Genomic DNA, 19,608 nt, shown 5'->3' with positions numbered 1-19,608 from the left:
TCAGGACATCGGTGACAGTTGGTGTCTCAGGACATCGGTGACAGTGGGCGTCTTCTGGGGGCCGATCCTCGGGGTCTGCCGTTGCCGACGTAGCGGGTGCCGGGTTGTGGCCAGGGGTGTTCGATGATGAGGGTGCCGCGCTCGTCGAAGATCATGATCAGGGCGGGGTTCCAGATCGCGTGGACTTGAGTGCCGGCGAACTCGTTCCCGAGTTGGAATGTGGTGCCGCGGATGCTGATGTCGCCGTGCGTGCGGACGATCCGGACGGCATCTCCAGTCGCCCCGGGATGGGTGGCAGCGTCAGGGTCTGGCTCTGGCGCGGGAGCTTTCGGTGTCGCGTCCCAGGCCTGTTGCGGGGTGCTCCGACCGGGAAGCGCCTGGTGCGGGCGCTCGGTGTTGTAGATCACGTCGAACCGGTCCACGAGATGTTGGAGTTCCTCGATCGTCCCGGCGAGGGGCTGCTTGTCCAACCATCGGAACAGGGTCTGGTGGAATCGCTCGTTCTTGCCCTGGGTCATGGGGTGCCCGGGCTTCCCGGTGATCGCGACGACGCCGAGCGTGCTCACGTAGGCGACGAGCTGACTGACGATGCCGCGGCGGTGCGGGTTCAATGCGGCACCGTTATCCGTGAGGAGCCGCTGCGGGACCCCATGCCGGGCGATCCCCTTCTCCATCACCGTGACCGCGCCCTTGCTCGTCTCCGCCCTCGCGACATGCGACGCGACCGCGAGACGAGCATGATCATCGGTGAGCTGGAAGATCACGCAGGTCCGTCCGCCCGCGAGGACGTACTCGGTCGCATCGAGTTGCCAGCACGCGTTCGGAGCGGGATACACGAACCGTCGGAACGCGGACCGCGGCTTCTTCTTTGGCTCCACCCGGGCGACGCCCGCTTCGCGGAAGATCCGTGCGAGTGAGGCGATCGACGGGGTCGTGAATCCCATCGATGTCATCTTGTCGTGCACGCTGATCGGCCCGTAGTCGAGCCCGGATCGCTCCAGCGCTGCCCGCACGTCCAGCGCGCTCCGCTTCACCTCCTCGCCGATCTTCGCCGGCGACGCGGACGGACGACGAGACTGCGGCTCCAGCACCGCCGCCGGGCCCTTCTCCCGCGCACGAGCGAGCAGCACATAGAACGTCTTCCGCGAGATCTCGTGCTCTCGACAAAACGACGTCACCGCCCCACGCGGAGCATCCGCAGGCCAACGAGAGATCGCGAGACGGACACGCGCATCAACAGGTTCATTCTTCGACACCGCTCAATCTGAGCCGAGAAGTGTCACCACCAAGACCCCCAGAACTGTCACCGATGTCCTGATACAGAACCGTCACCGAAGTCCTGAGACATAACAGCGAAGGTTTCGAGCGCGCCGACAGAAATGGACGGCGCGAACGGTGCGCAGTCAGGAAATGATCGCGTCGTCAGGGAAGAGCAGCGCGAGCGGGAGGATCACTCCTCGTCGGAGTCGTCGTCCTCCTCGAGGTCGTCGTCCTCGCCGAGGTCGTCGTCCTCGTCCTCGTCGAGATCGTCGTCCTCGTGGTCGGAGTCGTCCTCGTCGTCGTCGTCGGAGTCGCCCTCGTCGTCGGAGTCGGGTTCGTCGAGCTCGTCGATGTCGACGCCATCCAGGTCCCCGGCATGCAGGCGCGGGGAGATGTCGTCGTCCTCGTCCTCATCGTCCAGGTCGTCCTCGGAGTCATCGTCCAGGTCTTCCTCGGAGTCGACATCCTCCTCGTCCTGGTCGTCGAACGCGTCGACGGAGACCTCGTCCGCCTCGTCGTCGGATCCTTCCCCGGACTCGCGCTCCGCCTCGGCCGCGAGCTCGGCCTGGTGCGCGCGGTACTCCGCGAGGCGCTCGGCCCACGGCACCCATTCGGGCGCCAGCAGGGCGCCGGCGCCGGGCAGCAGCTCGGCCTCGAGCACGGTGGGCTCCTCGTCGCCGACCTGCGCGACGGTCACGGTCCAGTACCAGCCGGGGTAGCCGGCCAGACGGTTCTCGAACCGCAGCGAGATGACGCCATCGAACTCGGGCAGATACCCGGCCGGCGGCCCGACGGTCGACGCCGGGGTGATCTCGTGCAGCGCGGCGAGCGCCAGGTCGCGCGCGCCGAGCAGGCGCTCGCTGACGACGGCGGCCTCGGCAGGGGTCTCGTCCGCCACGGGCACCTCGTCGGACGGCGTCTCGTCGGACGGCGCCTCGGATGAGGCGCCCTCGACAACGGGAGCCTCGACGGCCATGTCCTCGTCGAGGAACTCCTCGGCCAGCATCTCCTCGACGGCGGCCTCGTCGGATCCGGGCTCAGGCATCGAAGTCATCGGCGACGTTGCGCAGCACCGCCGCGATCTTGCGACCGTGGCTGGACGAGGGGTAGCGGCCGCGGCGGAGGTCGCCGCCGATGCCGTCGAGGAGCTTGACGAGGTCCTCGACGATCACGGCCATGTCGTCGGCCGGCTTGCGCTTGGACTTCGCGAGGCTGACCGGCGCCTCGAGCACGCGCACGGACAGCGCCTGCAGACCGCGCTTGCCGTCGGCGACGCCGAACTCGACGCGGGTGCCCGCCTTCACGGATGCTCCGGCGGGGAGGGACGTGGCGTGCAGGAAGACGTCCTGGCCGTCATCGGTGGAGATGAAGCCGAACCCCTTCTCGTCGTCGTAGAACCTGACCTTGCCGGTGGGCATGGGAAAACCTCGCTGCATGTGGAACGGCGGATCCCGGAGGACCCGATCTGGACGCGTGCGGAAGGACCGCACCCCCACCAGCCTACCCGGCGCGGAGCGGGTAGGCTGAGACGGATGAGCACTCCGCCGCCCTCTGACGAGCCCGAGATCCGCGCGATCGACCGGTTCCTCACGTTCGGCGCTCTCGGGCTCGCGGCGCTGTCCGTGATCTGCTTCTTCACGATCATCATCGGCACCGCCGTGGGCATGAAGCAGGCGGACTTCACGCACGGCGCCTGGCCGATCGTCGGAGTCTTCCCGTTCTGGGGCCTGCCGATCGCGTTCCTCATGATCGTGGCGCTCCTCATCATGAGCTTCGTGCGGAGAGGTCGCGCGGCCCGGCGCTCCTGACGCCGCGCGCTACGACCATGAGCACGCACGCGCGCCTTCTCGCCGAGGCGCTGTCGGCGCGCACCGACGCCGACCTTGCAACGCTGTTCGCGCGGCGCGAAGTGCGCCCGGACGCGACCTGGAACGACTTCTTCGACGCCGCCGAGGCGCTGCTGGACGCCGGATCTCTCGCGCGGATCCTGCCGCACCTCACCAGGGCGGAGGCGACGGGGCTGGTCCGTGCCGCCGAGGGCGAGGATCCGGGTGCGGTGGCCGCAGCACTGCAGGCCCTCGCCCTGATCTCCGCCGGATCGCAGGTGACCCCTCCGGTCGCGGCGGCGGTCGCCGGCCGGGAGATCCCCGAGGCCGACGGCGGTGACGATCCGCGTCCCGCGGACGGGACAGCCGCTGCGCGGGCCGCCGAGCGCGCCTTCACCGCGGTCGCCGCCCTCGCCGACGCCCTCCTGCTGGCCCAGGAGACGCCGTTCGCCCTGCTCGCCGGCGGAACCGTGGGGCTGTCCGAGAAGCGACGCCTCGCGGAGCGCGGCCTGCCCGACGATCCGCTGCTCCTGGACGATCTGCTCGCGCTCGGCACGGACGCCGGTCTGCTCCGGCACGAAGGGCGCACCCTGCAGCTGACCGACGCGGGGGCGGCGTGGCTGCACCTGCCCGGGCCCGAGCGCTGGGCCCGGCTCGTGGCGGGCTATCGCGACGCGCTCCCGTCGGCGCTGCGCTCCGCCGCCGGCGGCTGGATCCCACCCGCGCTGTGGCCGGGCGAGCACCCGTGGAACGCCGCCTGGCCGGCCCGGGCGGAGTCCCTGACCCGTCAGGCGGGTCTGCTCGGCCTGTTCGCCGACGGGGACGCCGAGACGCCGTGGGCCACCGCCGCCCGTCGCGGGGAGACCCCCGATGCGTCGGCGCTGACCCCGCATGTGCCCGCCGAGGTCGACCGGATCTTCCTGCAGAACGACCTCACCGCGATTGCGCCGGGGCCGCTGCTGCCGGCCCTCGACCTGCGACTGCGGGGCATGGCCGTCCGCGAATCCGCGAGCCAGGCCTCGTCCTACCGGTTCACCGCCGACTCTCTCGCGGGCGCCCTCTCGGCCGGGGAGTCCGAGGAGGACGTGCTCGCGTTCCTCGAGGGGATCTCGCTCACCGGCGTCCCGCAGCCGCTGCGGTACCTGCTCGCGCAGAGCGCCGGCCGGCACGGCCAGGTGCGCGTGGGCACGGATCCGGGCTCCGGACGCACCCGGATCCGCAGCCGCGATCCGCACCTGCTCGAGGCGATCGGCGTGGACCAGGCGCTGCGCCCGCTGGGGCTCGTCCGCGAGGGCGACGCCCTGACCACCCGGGTCAACCGCGACACCGTGTTCTGGGCGCTCACGGACGAGCACTACCCGGCCGCGCTCGTGGACGCGGACGGCCGGGTCGAACGTCCCACCCGGGCCCCGGCCGTGACGCCGGTCGAGGTCGAGTCGCCGCAGATCCGCTATGCGCCGCTCATCGCCCGGCTCCGCGAGGCGCGCGGCGTCGACGTCGACACCGCCTGGCTGGAGCGGGAGCTCGAGCACGCGGCACGGCAGCGCGCGGTCCTCGCGGTCGAGGTCGCGATGCCCGACGGATCCGCCCGTGAGCTCGTGCTCGAGGTCACCGGCTTCGGCGGCGGCCGGCTGCGCGGCCGCGACCTGGCCGGCGACGTGGAGCGCACCCTCCCGATCCGCTCGATCCTGAAGACCCGGGCGATCGAGGAGTCCGGATCCTGACGGACGGCCGCCCTCCACGGTCGTTGAGCGAGCACCGCCGTAGGCGGAGTGAGACGAAACGCGCCGATCCGGGGAAACCGCGTTCCGTCTCGGTCGGCTCCGCCGTCCTCGCTCAACGACCCCGGTCGAGGCGCCCCACCCCGGACCGCGTCCCCGGGCGAGGCGCCCCGCCCCGGACCGCGGCCCCGAACCCCGCACTCCGACGCGACCGGTAGACTTGTTCGCTATGTCTGATGGCCCGCTGATCGTCCAGAGCGACCGCACCGTGCTGCTCGAGGTCGCGCACGCCGACGCCGAGAGCGCCCGCCACGAGCTGGCCATCTTCGCCGAGCTGGAGCGCGCGCCCGAGCACATCCACACCTACCGGATCACCCGGCTGGGCCTGTGGAACGCCCGCGCGGCCGGGCACACCGCCGAGGACATGCTGGAGACGCTGGACCGCTGGTCGCGCTTCCCCGTGCCGCCGTCGGTGTCCGTCGACATCCGCGAGACCGTGAACCGGTACGGCCGGCTCGTGATCGAGCGCGACGACGAGGGCGCCCTGATCGTGCGCTCCTCCGACCCCGCGGTGCTCACCCAGGTCGCCGGGAACAAGCGGATCCAGCCCCTGCTCATCGGGCATCCCTCCCCCGACTCCTACGTCGTGGACGCGTGGGCCCGCGGCCAGATCAAGCAGGAACTGCTGAAGATCGGCTGGCCCGCGGAGGACCTCGCCGGCTACACCCCCGGCACCCCGCACGAGATCACCCTCGCCGAGGACGGATGGGAGATGCGTCCGTACCAGCGCCAGGCGGTCGAGGCCTACGCGAAGGACGGATCCGGCGTCGTGGTGCTCCCCTGCGGCGCGGGCAAGACGATCGTCGGAGCCGGTGCCATGGCCGCGACCCAGACGACCACGCTCATCCTGGTCACGAACGCGGTGTCCGCGCGGCAGTGGCGGGACGAGCTGATCAAGCGCACCAGCCTCACGGCGGAGGAGATCGGCGAGTACTCCGGGCAGGTGAAGGAGGTCAAGCCGGTCACGATCGCGACCTACCAGATCCTCACCGCGAAGCGGAAGGGCCAGTACGCGCACCTGAGCCTGCTCGACGAGATGGACTGGGGTCTGGTCGTCTACGACGAGGTGCACCTGCTCCCCGCCCCCGTGTTCAAGCTCACCGCCGACCTGCAGGCGCGCCGCCGGATCGGGCTCACCGCGACCCTGGTCCGCGAGGACGGCCGCGAGGGCGACGTGTTCAGCCTGATCGGGCCGAAGCGCTTCGACGCGCCCTGGAAGCAGATCGAGGCGCAGGGCTTCATCTCGCCCGCCGCCTGCTACGAGGTGCGCGTCGACCTGCCGCCGAGCGACCGCCTGGAGTACGCCGCCGCGACCGACGACGAGCGCTACCGGCTCGCCGCATCGGCCCCCGCGAAGATCACCGCCGTGCGCGAGCTCATCGCGAAGCACCCGGGCGAGCGGATCCTGGTGATCGGGCAGTACCTGGACCAGCTCGAGGAGCTGTCCGAGGCGCTCCAGGCGCCGTCGATCACGGGCGCGACGCCCGTCGACGAGCGCGAGGAGCTGTACCGGCAGTTCCGCGAGGGCGAGATCGAGCTGCTCGTCGTGTCGAAGGTCGCGAACTTCTCGATCGACCTGCCCGAGGCCTCCGTCGCGATCCAGGTCTCCGGATCCTTCGGGTCGCGACAGGAGGAGGCCCAGCGCCTCGGCCGCCTGCTGCGTCCGAAGCAGTCCGGGCACACCGCGAGCTTCTACACGCTCATCGCCCGCGACACGGTCGACCAGGACTACGCGCAGAACCGTCAGCGCTTCCTCGCCGAGCAGGGCTACAGCTACACGATCATGGACGCGCACGACCTGCAGGCGGCCTGAGCCGGCACGTCCGCCCGATGCCGCCCGCGGCTCAGACCTCGTCGATCGGGATCTCCGGGTCCGTCAGACGCGCGACGTCGACGACCCGGCGGCTCGTGATGAGCGCCTTGATCTTCGCGTTCACCTTCCACACGTTCACGTTCATGCCGGCGACGACCGCGCCCTCGTGCAGCCAGAACGCGACGTACTCGCCGCTCACCGGGTCGCCGCGGAAGACGACCTCGGCGTCCCGCGCGAGCGGCGGGTAGCCCGCGTACTCCATGCCGATCTCGAACTGGTCCGTGTAGAAGTAGGGCACGGTCTCGTGCGCGGCGTCCCGGCCGAGCATCGACAGGGCGGCGACCTTGCCCCCGGTCAGGGCGTTGTTCCAGTGCTCGTTGCGCATCCGCGTGTCGACGAACGGGTGGTAGGCGTTCGCTACGTCGCCGGCCGCGAACACGTCCGGGGCGCTCGTGCGCAGGTGCTCGTCGACGAGCACCCCGTTCTGCACCGCGATCCCGGCATCCTCGGCGAGCGCGGTGTTCGGGAGCGCGCCGACGCCGATCACCACGACGTCGGCATCGACCGTGCCGTCGGCGGTCTGCACCCCGGTGACCCGCCCGTTCGCGACGGAGAGGCCGACCACGTCGACCGGGCCGCGCAGGTCGACGCCGTGCGCGCGATGCACGTCGGCGAAGAGGGATCCGATCCGCTCGCCGAGCACGTTGGCGAGCGGGATCTCCTCACGACCGAGCACCACGACCTCGTTGCCGTAGCCGCGGGCGGCAGCGGCCGCCTCGAGCCCGATCCAGCCCGAGCCGATGATCACCACGCGACGTCCGCCCGGCGCGAGCTCCGCCTTCAGCGTCTCGGAGTCCTCGATCGTCCGGAGCAGGTGCACGCCGGCCGCGTGCACCCCGTCGAACGCGGGGCGCCGCGGCCGGGAGCCGGTCGCCAGCAGCAGTGCGCCGTAGCGGATCCGCTCGCCGTTCTCCAGCACCACCTCGTGGGCGTCCGGATCCAGCTCGTACACCGCGGTGCCGGCGGCCAGCTCGACGCCGTTCTCCTGCTCCCAGCCCTCCGCCTGCAGGTAGGCCACGTCGAGGTCCTTCGCCCCGGTGAGGAACTCCTTCGACAGCGGCGGCCGCTGATACGGCCGATGCTGCTCGGCGGCGTACAGCAGGATCCGCCCTTCGAAGCCCTCGGTGCGGAGCGTCCGCGCAGCGGTCCCGCCCGCGAGCCCGCCCCCGACGATGACGATCGGATCGTCCATGGCACACACCCTTCCTCGCAGTCGCGGCGCAGGTCAGGCCGGCACGTCGCCGGGCTTCAGACCGCACCTCCAGCAGGGGGCGGCGAGGTCGTCGAGCAGTGCGCCGCACTCCGGGCACACGCGCGAGAGCCAGCAGGCGGCGTCCCCACCGCCGTCCTCGTCGTCCATGGTCGGGATGCTACCGCGCGCCGGAGGGGAAGAGGGCGGAACGGATCGGATCCGGGGCGTCAGGGGCGAGGGATGACGGTGAGCACGCGCAGGATGTGCTCGGCGAAGGCGGTCATGTACGCGCGCAGGAACTCCTCGGTCGAGGCGACCGTGACGTTCCCGTCGTCGTCGACGAGGCCCGGCGTGTAGTGGATGTAGGCCTCGGGCGCGGTCATCTGGCGCACGTTCAGGAAGCTCAGGGTGGCGCGCAGCGACTGCTGGCCCACGGCGGTGCCGATCGAGCCGCCAGAGGCGCCGATCACGCCGGTCGGCTTGTTCGCCCACACGTTCTGACCCCACGGCCGGCTGCCCCAGTCGATCGCGTTCTTCAGCGCGCCGGGCAGCGAGCGGTTGTACTCCGGGGTGACGAACAGGATCGCGTCGGCACTCGCGACGGCAGCCTTGAAATCCAGTGCGACCTGGGGATAGTCGACGTCCAGGTCGCGGTTGTACAGCGGCAGATCGGCGAACGGGATGTCGAAGAACTCGAACTCCGGCGGCGCCAGTCTCACCAGCGCGCTGGCCAGGCGGCGGTTGATCGATTCGCGGGACAGGCTGCCCACGATCACGCCGACACGGTACGGGGGCTCGTGTTCGATGATGTCGATGTTCATGGGTTCACTCTGCACCCCGCGACGGCGGCGACGCCAGGGCGGGATCGGCCGGATCGGACCCGCGTCCTCGCCGGAGCCGGCCCTCACACCTCGGGATGCGCGCGGCGCCGCGCGAGCGCGGTCACGGTCGCGGAATTGTGCACGGTGAACGACACCGTGCCGGGGAGGAACCGGTCCTCCGACCACAGCAGCGGCACGCCGGACGGATCCGTCGTCCGCCGCATCTCGCGCAGCAGACCGGTTCCGACGGCGCACCCGAGCGCTTCGGCATCGATCTCGTCGGCCGCGACCACATCGATCATGTGCTCGCTGTCGGCGAAGACCGGGCCCGCCGCGTCGAGGACGGCCGTGTGCGAGAGCGACTCCGCCGGCAGACCGGCGATCGCCTCCCCGATCCGCGCGGGATAGATCGTCCGCTCCAGCATCACCGGCGTCCGTCCGAGCAGCCGCAGCCGGCGCACTTCGACGATCTCGGCGTCCGGCTCCAGCTGGAGCCGCTCGCGCTCGACCGCGGACGCCGGTCGCCGCTGGACCCGGAGGGTGCGCGCCCCCGGATCCTCGCCGTGCGCCCTGGCCCACGCGGTGAAGCTGAGCAGCTCCTCGAAGCTCTGCGTCCGCGCGGTGCCGAGCACGACACGACGCGTTCCGCGCCGGGAGGTCACCACGCCGTTCGCGCGCAGCAGGGCCAGTGCCGCACGGATCGTGCCACGGGACACGCCGTGCTCCTCGGCCAGACGCTCCTCGCTGGGCAGGCGCCCGTCGATGCCGAATCCGCCGGACTCGATCGAGGCGCGAATGTTGGCTGCCACCTCGCGATATCGCGCGTCTCCCGTCCCCGTGCGAGTCCCGGGGTTCTTGCCTGCGTCCGCCGTGCCGTCCATCGATCCACCGTATCGGCCGCACACCGGGCCGCGGAACCAGGCGCGGTAGGACCCTCTCTCGACGCCGAAGATTTCCCGCCCGTCGCCCGGCCGTTCACCGGGACGTCACCTCCGGCGACGACCGTGGTTCCTGCAAGTTGTATAGCCAACTCAAGGAGATGAGCATGAAGTCCATCATCCGCCAGGGCGCTGCCGTCGCGGCCGCCGCCGTTCTGCTGGCAGGCCTCGCCGCCTGCTCCGGCACCCCGTCCGCATCGCCCTCAGCCGCCGGTCACGGCGACTGGCGCACCGCCACCTCGGCGACCGCGGGCGGCGGCATGGATGCCCTGATCGCCGCCGCCAAGAAGGAGGGGTCGCTGAACGCCATCGCCCTCCCGAACGACTGGGCCAACTACGGCGAAGTGATCTCCACGTTCCAGAAGAAGTACGGCATCACGGTCAACGTGGAGAACCCGGACGCCTCCAGCCAGGACGAGATCAACGCCGTCGCCTCCCGCAAGGGCCAGGACCGCTCCCCCGACGTGATCGACGTGGGCCACGACTTCGACGTCGCCGCCGCGCAGCAGGGGCTGCTCGCGCCCTATCAGGTCGCCTCCTTCGCCAAGATCCCCGCCGGCCAGAAGGAGAAGACGGGGCTCTGGTACAACGACATGGGCGGCTACGTGTCGATCGGCTGCGACGCCGGGCGCGTCACCACCTGCCCCACCACGTTCAAGGATCTGCTGGACCCCCAGTACAAGGGCAAGGTCGCGCTCAGCGGCAACCCGGTGAAGTCGGCCTCCGCGTTCGGCGCCGTGTATGCAGCCGCGATCGCGAACGGCGGCTCCTTCGCGAACATCCAGCCCGGTCTCGACTTCTTCACGAAGCTCACCCGCAGCGGCAACTTCAACCCGGTCGAGGCGACGCCCGCGACCATGGAGAAGGGCGAGACGCCGATCGCGGTCGTCTGGGACTACCGCAACGCCGCGTACGCCGATGAGCTGAAGACCAAGGGGATCACCTGGAACGTCCAGGTCCCGAAGGACGGCGTCTTCGCGCAGTACTACTCCCAGGCGATCGTGAAGTGGGCTCCGCACCCCGCCGCCGCCCGCCTGTGGCAGGAGTTCCTGTACAGCACCGAGGGTCAGAACCTGTGGCTCAAGGGCTACGCGCGCCCGGTGCTGCTGCCCGTCATGATCGCCGACGGCACCGTCGACACGGACGCCTTGGCACACCTGCCCCAGGTCTCCGAGAAGACGACCTCCTTCCCGAGCGAGGAGCAGGGCAAGGCGGCGAAGGCCGTCGTCTCCAACGGCTGGACGAAGGCCGTCTCCTGATGACCGCCGTCGCGTCCGGCCCCGCCGTCGCCGAGGCGACGGCGGGAGCCGGGCGCGGGGCGCACTCCGCTCCCCGCGCCCGCCGCGCCCCCGCCTGGCTGGGAGCTGCACCACTGCTCGCGTTCCTGCTCATCGCGCTCGGCCTGCCCGTCGTCGCGATGCTCGTGGGCGCCCTCACCGTGACGACGGACGCGGGCGCCGTCACCCTGAGCACGGCCGGCTTCGCGGCGAGTTTCGACGGTCCCTACCTCGACAGCCTCCTCGGCAGCATCCAGCTCTCGGCGGTCTCCGCCGGGATCTCCACGATCGTGTCCCTGCCGCTCACGCACGTCGTGGTCGCGTCCCCGATCCGCGGGCTGCGCGACGCCGTGCTGTCGGCGTCGGGCGTGATCGCGAACTTCGGCGGCGTGCCGCTCGCCTTCGCCTTCGTCGCGACCCTCGGCAACGCGGGTCTGCTCACCGATCTGTTCCACCTGACGGACAAGGGCTGGTCGCTCTACACGTTCGGCGGACTCGGCCTGGTGTACTGCTACTTCCTCATCCCGCTGATGGTGCTCACGCTCGCTCCTGCCCTGGACGGCCTGCGTCCGCAGTGGCGGGAGGCCGCGCAGAACAGCGGCGCCACCCGGGTGCAGTACTTCCGCCACGTCGCACTGCCGATCCTGCTGCCCACTCTGCTCAGCGGATTCGTCCTCCTCTTCGGCAGCGCCTTCAGCGCCTACGCGACGGCCGCCGCGATGGTGGGCAGTTCGATCCCGCTCGTCACCGTGAAGATCGCGTCGGCGCTCACCGGCGACGTGCTGGTGGGGCAGGGCAACATCGCCCTCGCGCTCAGCGTCGACATGATCGTGGTCGCCGCCGTCGTGATGGGCATCCAGCTGCTGCTTCAGCGAAGGAGTTCCGCGTGGCTCTCGTGACGTCCCTCTCCCGGCCGGCGCGACTCGCGCACGCGGTCACGCTGGCCTCCGCCGCCGTGTACTTCCTGCTGCCGATCCTGTGCGCCCTCGCGTTCACCGTCGGCCTGGGCGACCCCCGGCAGCAGCCGTCCCTCGACGCCTACGCCGGGATCTTCACGGCCCCGGGCGCCGGGCAGAGCCTCGTCCTGACCGCGCTGCTCGCGCTCGGCACGATCGTGCTCGTGTTCGGACTGCTGCTGCCCGCCCTGCTCACGGTGCGCCTGGCCGCGCCGCGCCTGAAGCCGCTCATCGCCACACTCTGCATGCTCCCGCTGGTCGTTCCGGCCGTCGCCCTCGGCGCCGGGATCACCACGGTGCTGCGCTGGGGGACGGATCTGCTCTACGACACGCCCGCCTTCCCGCTCCTGGCCGCCCTGCAGTCGCCCGCCTTCCCGGTGATCCTCGTCTGCGCGCTCGCCCTGATGGCGCTCCCCCTCGCGTACACCGTGCTGGAGGCCGGGCTCAACGCCGTCGAGGTGAAGGTGCTCGCCGAAGCCGCGCGGTCGTGCGGCGCCACCTGGCCGCAGACCCTGATCCACGTGATCCTGCCCAACATCCGCGTCGCGCTCCTGAACGTGGCCTTCCTCACGATCGCCCTGGTCCTCGGCGAGTACGCGGTCGCCGCGCTGCTCGGCTACCAGCCGTTCGCCGTGTGGACCGTCGGGATCAGCGGCTCCCACGCCCAGTTGTCGGTCGCCGTCTCCATGGTCGGCCTGATCGGCACCTGGCTCATCGTCCTCGCGGTCGCCAAGGTCGGCCGCCCCCGTCAGTCGAAGGAGTTCCGGTGATCGTCTCGGACAGTCGCACCCGCCCCGCCGCCACCCTCGAGTTCCGCGACGTGCGGCGCTCCTTCGGCGCCGCCGTCGCCCTGGACGGGCTGAGCCTCGAGCTCGTCCCGGGAGAGATGCTCGCCCTGCTCGGGCCGTCCGGCTGCGGGAAGACCACCGCGCTGCGGATGGTCGCCGGCTTCGAGCAGCCGGATTCCGGCGCCGTGCTCCTCGACGGGCGCGACGTCTCCGCGACCCCCGCGCACCGCCGGGACGTCGGCATGGTGTTCCAGTCGTACAGCCTCTTCCCGCACCTCACCGCCGCCGAGAACGTCGCCTTCGGGATGCGCATGCGCGGAATGCCCTCTGCGAAGCGGCGACAGCGCGCGCACGAGCTGCTGGAGCTGGTGGGGCTGCCCGCGCACGGCGGGCGCCTGCCGCGGCAGCTCTCCGGCGGCCAGCAGCAGCGCGTCGCGCTCGCCCGCGCCCTCGCGCTCGAGCCGCGCGTGCTGCTCCTGGACGAGCCGCTGTCCGCGCTGGACGCCCAGGTGCGCCAGGCCCTGCGCGACGAGATCCGGCGCCTCCAGCAGGAGCTCGGCATCACGACGCTCTTCGTGACGCACGATCAGGAGGAGGCGCTGTGCATGTCCGACCGCGTCGCCGTCATGCGCGGCGGCCGGCTGGAGCAGTGCGCGACGCCGCATGAGCTCTACGAGGCCCCGGCGACCCCGTTCGTGGCGGGCTTCGTCGGCGCGATGAATCGCCTGCCGGGGCGGATCACGCGCCGGGGCATCGAGGTCGAGTCGCTCGGCGCGACCTACGCCGTGCGGCACAGCCTCTCCGGCACCACCCCGCGCGCCGGAGTGGAGGTCGACCTGCTCGTCCGCCCCGAGCGGGTCCGGCTCACCCCGGATCCGGCCGGCCCCCTGCGCGTCGTCGCAGCGTCGTTCCTGGGCGCGACCGTGCGGGTCACGGCGCGCACGGACGACGGCCGCGAGGTGATCGCGGATGTCCCCGCCGAGACGGCCGGGGCGCTCGGCATCGGCGCGAGCGTCGTGCTCGCGCTTCCGGACGCTCCCGTCCTCATCGACGTGCCCTCCGCCGCGGCGGTCGCCGCATGAGGCCCGCCGCCGTGCTGTTCGACATGGACGGCACTCTCGTCGACACCGAGCGCCTGTGGTGGAACGCGACGGCGACCGTGGCCGCCGATCTCGGCCGGACCCTCACCGTCGACGACGAGGCCGAGGTGACCGCGCGACCCTCCGCCCACACCGCCGCGCACCTGCACGCCACGATCCCCGGAGCGGATCCGGCAGCGGAGATCGCGTCCCGGCTCGACGCGCTGTTCACCGCCCTGGTGGCGCGCGACGTGGTCCCCCGTCCCGGCGCCCTGGCGCTGCTGCAGCTGCTCGCGGCCGAAGGCATTCCCACCGCCATCGTCTCGGCGTCGCCGCGAGGGGTGGTGGAGCTCGTCCGGGACGTCCTCGGCCGGGACCTGTTCGCCGTGGTCGTCGGAGACGAGGACGCGCCCCGGTCGAAGCCGTGGCCGGATCCGTACCTGGAAGCCGCACGACTGCTCGGCGTCGCCGCGACGGACTGCGTGGCCGTGGAGGACTCCCCCGTCGGCATCGCCTCCGCGGAGGCCGCGGGATGTCCGGTCGTGGCGGTGCCCTCCACCGCGGAGCTCGATGCGGCGCCGGGCCGTGCGCTCCTGCCGTCCCTGGAAGCCGTCACCCTGCACACCTTCGCCCGCCTGCTCGCCGACTCCCGCCCCCTCGCCGAGGGCGCACGGGAGCGGCACGAATGGGAGCATCATGCCTGAACTCCGCACCGCCCCGGATCCCGTCCGGAGCTCCTCCGGCACACGGTCGCGTATCGTCCTGATCGGCATCGACGGCCTGCGCTGAGACCTCGCCGCGGACTCCCCGCCCGCACCGAGCCTGCGCGCACTCGCGGCCGAGGGCGATCACCGCGACATCGACGACGCCGGCCACGTCCACGGTGCGCTCAGCGAGCGGTACCAGCAGGCCCTCGCGCGCGTCGACCGGCTCGTGTCCCGGAACCAGGACGCGGTCCAGCGCCGCGCAGACGCGGGCGGCGAGCGCTGGATCCTCGTCGTCGTGGCCGATCACGGGCATGTGGACACCGGAGGGCACGGCGGCGACTCGGCCGCCGAGCGCACCTCGTTCATCTCGCGGTGGACGACCACCGGACGGCTCCGGGAGTGGCTGGCCGTCGTCGCCCCGCACGAGCTGATGGACCTGATCCTGGCCGAGCGCGCGCCGCAGTCATGAGCGGAGTCGGCCCCCAAATCAGCACGAACAACGATCGGGTCACCATAATGGGGGCATGACTGAAGCGCGCATCCTGGTCGTCGACGACGAACCCAACATCCGCGATGTCCTCTCCACGGGCCTGAGCTTCGCGGGATTCTCGGTGAAGACGGTCGCCAACGGCGCCGCCACGATCTCCGCAGTGCTGGAAGAGGAGCCCGACCTCATCATCCTCGACGTCATGCTCCCCGACATGAACGGGTTCAGCGTCACCAAGCGCCTGCGCGGCGCCGGATTCACGGCCCCGATCCTGTTCCTCACCGCGAAGGACGACACCGAGGACAAGATCGAGGGGCTGAACGCGGGCGGGGACGACTACGTCACCAAGCCCTTCGCGCTCGACGAGATCGTCGCCCGCGCCCAGGCCATCCTGCGCCGAACGATGCAGGCCGACGAGGAGTCCGTGATCCGCGCCGGCGAGCTGTCGATGGACCAGGACACGCACGACGTGTTCGTCGGCTCCTCCCCGATCGAGCTCAGCCCCACCGAGTTCAAGCTGCTCCGCTACCTGATGCTGAACCCGAACCGGGTGCTGTCGAAGGCGCAGATCCTCGACCACGTCTGGGAGTACGACTTCAACGGCGACGCCGGCATCGTGGAGAGCTACATCTCGTACCTGCGTCGCAAGATCGATCCGCACACCGAGGAGCCGGTCATCCAGACCAAGCGGGGCTTCGGCTACATGCTCAAGGTGGGAAAGCCCGCGTAACGGATGGCGAGCAAGCCTGACGCGATCACGCGGTGGTGGCGCCGGATCAGCCTGCGGGCCAAGGTCACCGGCGTCACCGTGGGCGTGCTCGCGCTCGGGCTGATCGTCACCGGGATCGGCACCACGCCGATCCTGCGCAACCTCCTGATCAGCAACGTCGAGTCGCAGCTGCCGACGCTCGTCACGAGCGACCTCGCGACCCTGTCCGCGAAGGGCACGGGCGGCTTCACGGTGACGCTGAAGGACGAGACGCTGCGCCTCACCGACTACTTCGTCGCGATCTACAACACCGAGGGGCAGCTGGTGTACTCGGGCGGCGGCTCCCCGAAGGCGGCCAAGCCCGACTTCCCCGCCACCTACCCGCTCGCGACGGCGACCGCCGACGCGGAGCGCACCGACCCGCGGGTGCTGACGGCCGAGGACGGATCCGAGTTCCGCGCGGCCGTCGCGGTCCGCGAGGACGCGGCGACCAACATCACCTACACGCAGATCGTCGCCCTGTCGCTCGACGAGGTGGACCGGATCATCGCGACGTTCTTCGGGGTCTTCACGACGGTCGCCCTCGTCACGATCATCATCGCTGCCCTGCTCACCCGGGGGCTCGTCACGCTGACGTTCCGAAGACTCGGACGCGTCGAGTCCACCGCCATGGCGATCGCCGCGGGCGACTTCAGTCAGCGCCTCACCGACCTCGAGCCGACGACCGAGGTCGGCCGGCTGAACAGCGCGATCAACACGATGCTCGACCGGGTCGACGTCGCGATCGCGCAGCGGGATCGCAGCGTGCAGCAGATGCGCCGGTTCATCGGCGACGCCAGCCACGAGCTGCGCACGCCGCTCGTGAGCGTGCGCGGCTACGCCGAGCTGTACCGGATGGGCGCGATCAATCCCGGCGAGGACACCGCCAGGGCGATGGACCGGATCGAGAAGGAGGCGCTGCGGATGGGTGTGCTCGTCGAGGACCTGCTGGCCCTCGCCCGCCTCGACGAGCAGCGCGAGCTCACGATCGAGCCGCTCGATCTGCGCCCGCTCGCACAGGACGCCGCCCTCGACCTGCGCGCCGCCGCGCCGTTGCGGCCCGTCTCGGTCGTCGACACGACCGCGGAGGGGCACGTGGAGCCCGCGCAGACGCCGCCGGAAGCCCCCTCGCCGTCCGCGACCACGACGCGCTCCGTGCCCGTGCGCGGGCGGATCCCGGCGATCCTGCGCCGCCGCCCCCGGGAGTTCCCGGCACTGCCGGAGATCGACTTCTCCGAGGCCGTCGTCGTCCCGGTGCAGACCCCGCCGATCGTGCTCGGCGAGGAGAACAAGGTGCGCCAGGTGATCGCGAACCTGCTCGGCAACGCCCGCCGGTTCTCCCCCGGCGACTCGCCGATCGAGGTCGTCATCGGCGCGGACCGGCGCCGCGGCGTCGGCTGGTTCTCGATCGTCGACCACGGCGAGGGCGTGCCGGAGCAGATCCGGGATCAGATCTTCCAGCGCTTCTGGCGCGCGGACTCCTCCCGCACCCGCGACACGGGCGGCGCGGGCCTTGGGCTCGCCATCGTCGCCTCGATCGTGCGCGCGCTGAACGGCGCGGTGCAGGTGACCGAGACGCCGGGCGGCGGAGCGACCTTCACCGTGTCGCTGCCGCTCGCACCTCCCCGCTCCACCCCGGAGCACCTGCTGCAGGACACCCAGCCGATCGAGCCGCTCGACCTGCCGCGCTGAGCGGCACGCGACGGACGCTCCGCGCGCGCTCGTCCTGCACAGAGGCCGGCCGCACGAGGTTCCGCACCGGTCGCACGACCGGCGACCCGTACGGGGGTCCGGGTCCCTAGCGTCGTCTGCACAACGCACACCCGACGAAAGGATCCCCTCATGTCCGTCTTCACCGTTGACACCGAGGCCGTGTTCGCCGCGACCAACGCCGTGCGCGGCACCGCCGAACGACTCCAGGCGGAATCCGCGACGATGATGGGCCAGCTCACCGGTCTGCAGTCGTCGTGGACCGGCTCGGCCGCGGTGGCCTGCCAGAGCGCCGCCGAGCAGTGGCGCAGCGCCGCCGCGCACCTGGAACAGGCGCTGGCCGCGATCGCGCAGGCGCTGAACGCCGCCGGCCAGCAGTACGCGCAGGCGGAGGACTACTCGGCCTCGCTGTTCCGCTGAGCGAACCCCCGAGAGCGGGAGGATCGGCGCGGACGCGGAGAAGCCCCTCCGGACGGATCCGGAGGGGCTTCTCAAAAAGATGGGCTTGGGGTCAGAAGTCCATGCCGCCGGACGGGTCGGCCGCCATGGCGGGAGCCTTCTCCGGCTTGTCGGCCACGACCGCCTCGGTGGTGAGGAACAGGCCGGCGATCGACGCGGCGTTCTGCAGCGCCGAGCGGGTGACCTTGGCCGGGTCGATGATGCCCTGCGCGAACATGTCGCCGTACTCGCCGGTCGCGGCGTTCAGGCCGTGTCCGCCCGGGAGCTCCGAGACCTTGTGCGCCACGACGCCGGCCTCGAGGCCCGCGTTGATCGCGATCTGCTTCAGCGGAGCCTCGATCGCGACGCGCACGATGTTCGCACCGGTCGCCTCGTCGCCCGAGAGCTCCAGGCCCGCGAGGGCCTTCGAGCCGGACTGGATCAGCGCGACGCCACCACCGGGGACGATGCCCTCCTCGACGGCCGCCTTCGCGTTGCGGACGGCGTCCTCGATGCGGTGCTTGCGCTCCTTGAGCTCGACCTCGGTGGCCGCGCCCGCCTTGATGACGGCCACGCCGCCGGCGAGCTTGGCGAGGCGCTCCTGCAGCTTCTCGCGGTCGTAGTCGCTGTCGGTGTTCTCGATCTCGCGACGGATCTGGGTCACGCGACCGGCGATCTGCTCGGCGTCGCCGGCACCCTCGACGATCGTGGTCTCGTCCTTGGTGACGATGACCTTGCGCGCACGGCCCAGCAGGTCGAGGGTCGCGTTCTCGAGCTTGAGGCCGACCTCCTCGGTGACGACGGTGCCGCCGGTGAGGATCGCGATGTCCTGCAGCTGCGCCTTGCGGCGGTCGCCGAAGCCCGGGGCCTTGACGGCGACGGACTTGAAGATGCCGCGGATCTTGTTCAGCACGAGCGTCGCGAGAGCCTCGCCCTCGACGTCCTCGGCGATGATGACGAGCTCCTTGCCGTCCTGGATCACCTTGTCGACGACGGGCAGAAGGTCCTTGATGTTCGAGATCTTCTGGTTCGCGATGAGGATGTACGGGTCCTCGAAGACGGCCTCCTGGCGCTCCGGGTCCGTGACGAAGTACGGGTTCAGGTAGCCCTTGTCGAAGCGCATGCCCTCGGTGAGCTCGAGCTCGGTGCCGAAGGTCTGCGACTCCTCGACGGTGACGACACCCTCCTTGCCGACCTTGTCGATCGCCTCGGCGATGAGCTCGCCGATCGCGGTGTCGGCGGCGGAGATGGAAGCCGTGGCGGCGATCTCCTCCTTGGACTCGATCTCCTTGGCGGAGGCGAGCAGCTCGGCGGTGATGGCGGCGACGGCCTTCTCGATGCCCTTCTTCAGGCTGATCGGGTCGGCACCGGCGGCCACGTTGCGCAGACCCTCGCGGACGAGCGCCTGGGCGAGGACGGTGGCGGTGGTGGTGCCGTCTCCGGCGACGTCGTCGGTCTTCTTCGCGACCTCCTTGACGAGCTCCGCGCCGATCTTCTCGTACGGGTCGTCGAGCTCGATCTCCTTGGCGATGGAGACGCCGTCGTTCGTGATCGTGGGGGCGCCCCACTTCTTCTCGAGCACGACGTTGCGGCCACGCGGGCCGAGGGTCACCTTGACCGCGTCGGCCAGGATGTTCAGGCCGCGCTCGAGGCCGCGACGGGCCTCCTCATCGAAAGCGATGATCTTTGCCATGAGTTCTGTCGTCCCTCCTGGACGTAGACATAGG

Annotated in this window: 20 protein-coding genes; 12 read left to right on the top strand and 8 right to left on the bottom strand. The window is 71.1% G+C overall.

Going from position 1 to position 19,608, the window contains the following annotated elements; genetic code table 11:
- Nucleotides 1-26: 26 nt before the first annotated feature.
- The 3 genes from RBR11_RS11130 to RBR11_RS11120 form a co-directional block, all read right to left on the bottom strand.
- Nucleotides 27-1,256: an integrase core domain-containing protein gene (locus tag RBR11_RS11130; protein ID WP_419956798.1), complete on the bottom strand. Its 1,230-nt coding sequence runs from the start codon at nucleotides 1,254-1,256 to the stop codon at nucleotides 27-29.
- Between the two features lie 194 nt (nucleotides 1,257-1,450).
- A complete protein-coding gene (locus RBR11_RS11125) occupies nucleotides 1,451-2,314 on the bottom strand; it encodes a DUF3027 domain-containing protein (RefSeq protein ID WP_308489398.1) in 864 nt (287 codons plus the stop codon).
- Complete coding sequence (locus tag RBR11_RS11120) at nucleotides 2,298-2,678, bottom strand: cold-shock protein (RefSeq protein ID WP_308489397.1); 381 nt, start codon at nucleotides 2,676-2,678, stop codon at nucleotides 2,298-2,300. The genes RBR11_RS11125 and RBR11_RS11120 overlap by 17 nt, the downstream gene beginning before the upstream one ends.
- Before the next feature lie 114 nt (nucleotides 2,679-2,792).
- On the opposite strand from RBR11_RS11120, the gene RBR11_RS11115 reads away from it, so the two are divergent.
- From RBR11_RS11115 to RBR11_RS11105, 3 genes are all read left to right on the top strand, one after another.
- Nucleotides 2,793-3,068, top strand: a complete 276-nt coding sequence (locus RBR11_RS11115; protein ID WP_308489395.1) for a multidrug ABC transporter ATPase — start codon at nucleotides 2,793-2,795, stop codon at nucleotides 3,066-3,068.
- Nucleotides 3,069-3,085: 17 nt separating this feature from the next.
- The gene (locus tag RBR11_RS11110; RefSeq protein WP_308489394.1) at nucleotides 3,086-4,810 is read left to right on the top strand and encodes a helicase-associated domain-containing protein; all 1,725 of its coding nucleotides are present in this window, start codon (nucleotides 3,086-3,088) and stop codon (nucleotides 4,808-4,810) included.
- 226 nt (nucleotides 4,811-5,036) lie between these two features.
- Nucleotides 5,037-6,680 (top strand): DNA repair helicase XPB, encoded by a 1,644-nt coding sequence (locus tag RBR11_RS11105; protein WP_308489393.1) that lies wholly within the window; start codon nucleotides 5,037-5,039, stop codon nucleotides 6,678-6,680.
- A gap of 31 nt (nucleotides 6,681-6,711) precedes the next feature.
- On the opposite strand, the gene RBR11_RS11100 is transcribed toward RBR11_RS11105, so the two are convergent.
- The 4 genes from RBR11_RS11100 to RBR11_RS11085 all read right to left on the bottom strand — a co-directional run bounded on the left by RBR11_RS11100 (nucleotide 6,712) and on the right by RBR11_RS11085 (nucleotide 9,562).
- Nucleotides 6,712-7,932, bottom strand: a complete 1,221-nt coding sequence (locus RBR11_RS11100; protein ID WP_308489392.1) for an NAD(P)/FAD-dependent oxidoreductase — start codon at nucleotides 7,930-7,932, stop codon at nucleotides 6,712-6,714.
- A 33-nt stretch (nucleotides 7,933-7,965) separates the two neighbouring features.
- On the bottom strand, nucleotides 7,966-8,100 hold the full coding sequence (locus tag RBR11_RS11095; RefSeq protein ID WP_308489391.1) for a hypothetical protein: 135 nt from the start codon (nucleotides 8,098-8,100) through the stop codon (nucleotides 7,966-7,968).
- Between the two features lie 59 nt (nucleotides 8,101-8,159).
- Complete coding sequence (locus tag RBR11_RS11090; RefSeq protein ID WP_308489390.1) at nucleotides 8,160-8,753, bottom strand: NADPH-dependent FMN reductase; 594 nt, start codon at nucleotides 8,751-8,753, stop codon at nucleotides 8,160-8,162.
- Between the two features lie 83 nt (nucleotides 8,754-8,836).
- The gene (locus RBR11_RS11085) at nucleotides 8,837-9,562 is read right to left on the bottom strand and encodes a GntR family transcriptional regulator (protein WP_308489388.1); all 726 of its coding nucleotides are present in this window, start codon (nucleotides 9,560-9,562) and stop codon (nucleotides 8,837-8,839) included.
- Between the two features lie 236 nt (nucleotides 9,563-9,798).
- Here RBR11_RS11085 and RBR11_RS11080 point away from each other — a divergent pair, with 236 nt between their 5' ends.
- The 9 genes from RBR11_RS11080 (at nucleotide 9,799) to RBR11_RS11040 (ending at nucleotide 17,863) form a co-directional block, all read left to right on the top strand.
- Nucleotides 9,799-10,950, top strand: a complete 1,152-nt coding sequence (locus RBR11_RS11080) for an ABC transporter substrate-binding protein (protein WP_308489387.1) — start codon at nucleotides 9,799-9,801, stop codon at nucleotides 10,948-10,950.
- A complete protein-coding gene (locus RBR11_RS11075) occupies nucleotides 10,950-11,867 on the top strand; it encodes an ABC transporter permease (RefSeq protein WP_308489386.1) in 918 nt (305 codons plus the stop codon). The genes RBR11_RS11080 and RBR11_RS11075 overlap by 1 nt, the downstream gene beginning before the upstream one ends.
- A complete protein-coding gene (locus RBR11_RS11070; protein WP_308489385.1) occupies nucleotides 11,855-12,694 on the top strand; it encodes an ABC transporter permease in 840 nt (279 codons plus the stop codon). The genes RBR11_RS11075 and RBR11_RS11070 overlap by 13 nt, the downstream gene beginning before the upstream one ends.
- Entirely contained in the window at nucleotides 12,691-13,794 is a 1,104-nt protein-coding gene (locus RBR11_RS11065; RefSeq protein ID WP_308489384.1) for an ABC transporter ATP-binding protein, read from the top strand. Before RBR11_RS11070 ends, RBR11_RS11065 begins: the two co-directional genes overlap by 4 nt.
- On the top strand, nucleotides 13,791-14,495 hold the full coding sequence (locus RBR11_RS11060) for an HAD family hydrolase (RefSeq protein ID WP_308489383.1): 705 nt from the start codon (nucleotides 13,791-13,793) through the stop codon (nucleotides 14,493-14,495). The genes RBR11_RS11065 and RBR11_RS11060 overlap by 4 nt, the downstream gene beginning before the upstream one ends.
- A 118-nt stretch (nucleotides 14,496-14,613) precedes the next feature.
- Nucleotides 14,614-14,967, top strand: coding sequence for an alkaline phosphatase family protein (locus tag RBR11_RS11055; RefSeq protein ID WP_308489408.1), 354 nt, complete (start codon nucleotides 14,614-14,616; stop codon nucleotides 14,965-14,967).
- 55 nt (nucleotides 14,968-15,022) lie between these two features.
- Entirely contained in the window at nucleotides 15,023-15,715 is a 693-nt protein-coding gene (locus RBR11_RS11050) for a response regulator transcription factor (RefSeq protein ID WP_308489382.1), read from the top strand.
- 3 nt (nucleotides 15,716-15,718) lie between these two features.
- On the top strand, nucleotides 15,719-17,425 hold the full coding sequence (locus RBR11_RS11045; protein ID WP_308489381.1) for a sensor histidine kinase: 1,707 nt from the start codon (nucleotides 15,719-15,721) through the stop codon (nucleotides 17,423-17,425).
- 150 nt (nucleotides 17,426-17,575) lie between these two features.
- The gene (locus RBR11_RS11040; protein WP_308489380.1) at nucleotides 17,576-17,863 is read left to right on the top strand and encodes a WXG100 family type VII secretion target; all 288 of its coding nucleotides are present in this window, start codon (nucleotides 17,576-17,578) and stop codon (nucleotides 17,861-17,863) included.
- Nucleotides 17,864-17,954: 91 nt separating this feature from the next.
- Here the strand turns inward: RBR11_RS11040 and groL are convergent, their stop codons facing one another.
- Nucleotides 17,955-19,574 carry a chaperonin GroEL gene (groL, locus tag RBR11_RS11035; protein ID WP_308489379.1) on the bottom strand — a complete coding sequence of 540 codons (1,620 nt, stop codon included), beginning with the start codon at nucleotides 19,572-19,574 and terminating at the stop codon, nucleotides 17,955-17,957.
- Between the last annotated feature and the right edge of the window lie 34 nt (nucleotides 19,575-19,608).

The sequence above is a fragment of the Microbacterium capsulatum genome, assembly GCF_030865425.1.
GTDB lineage: Bacteria > Actinomycetota > Actinomycetes > Actinomycetales > Microbacteriaceae > Microbacterium > Microbacterium capsulatum.
This window is presented reverse-complemented; position numbering and strand designations above follow the sequence as displayed.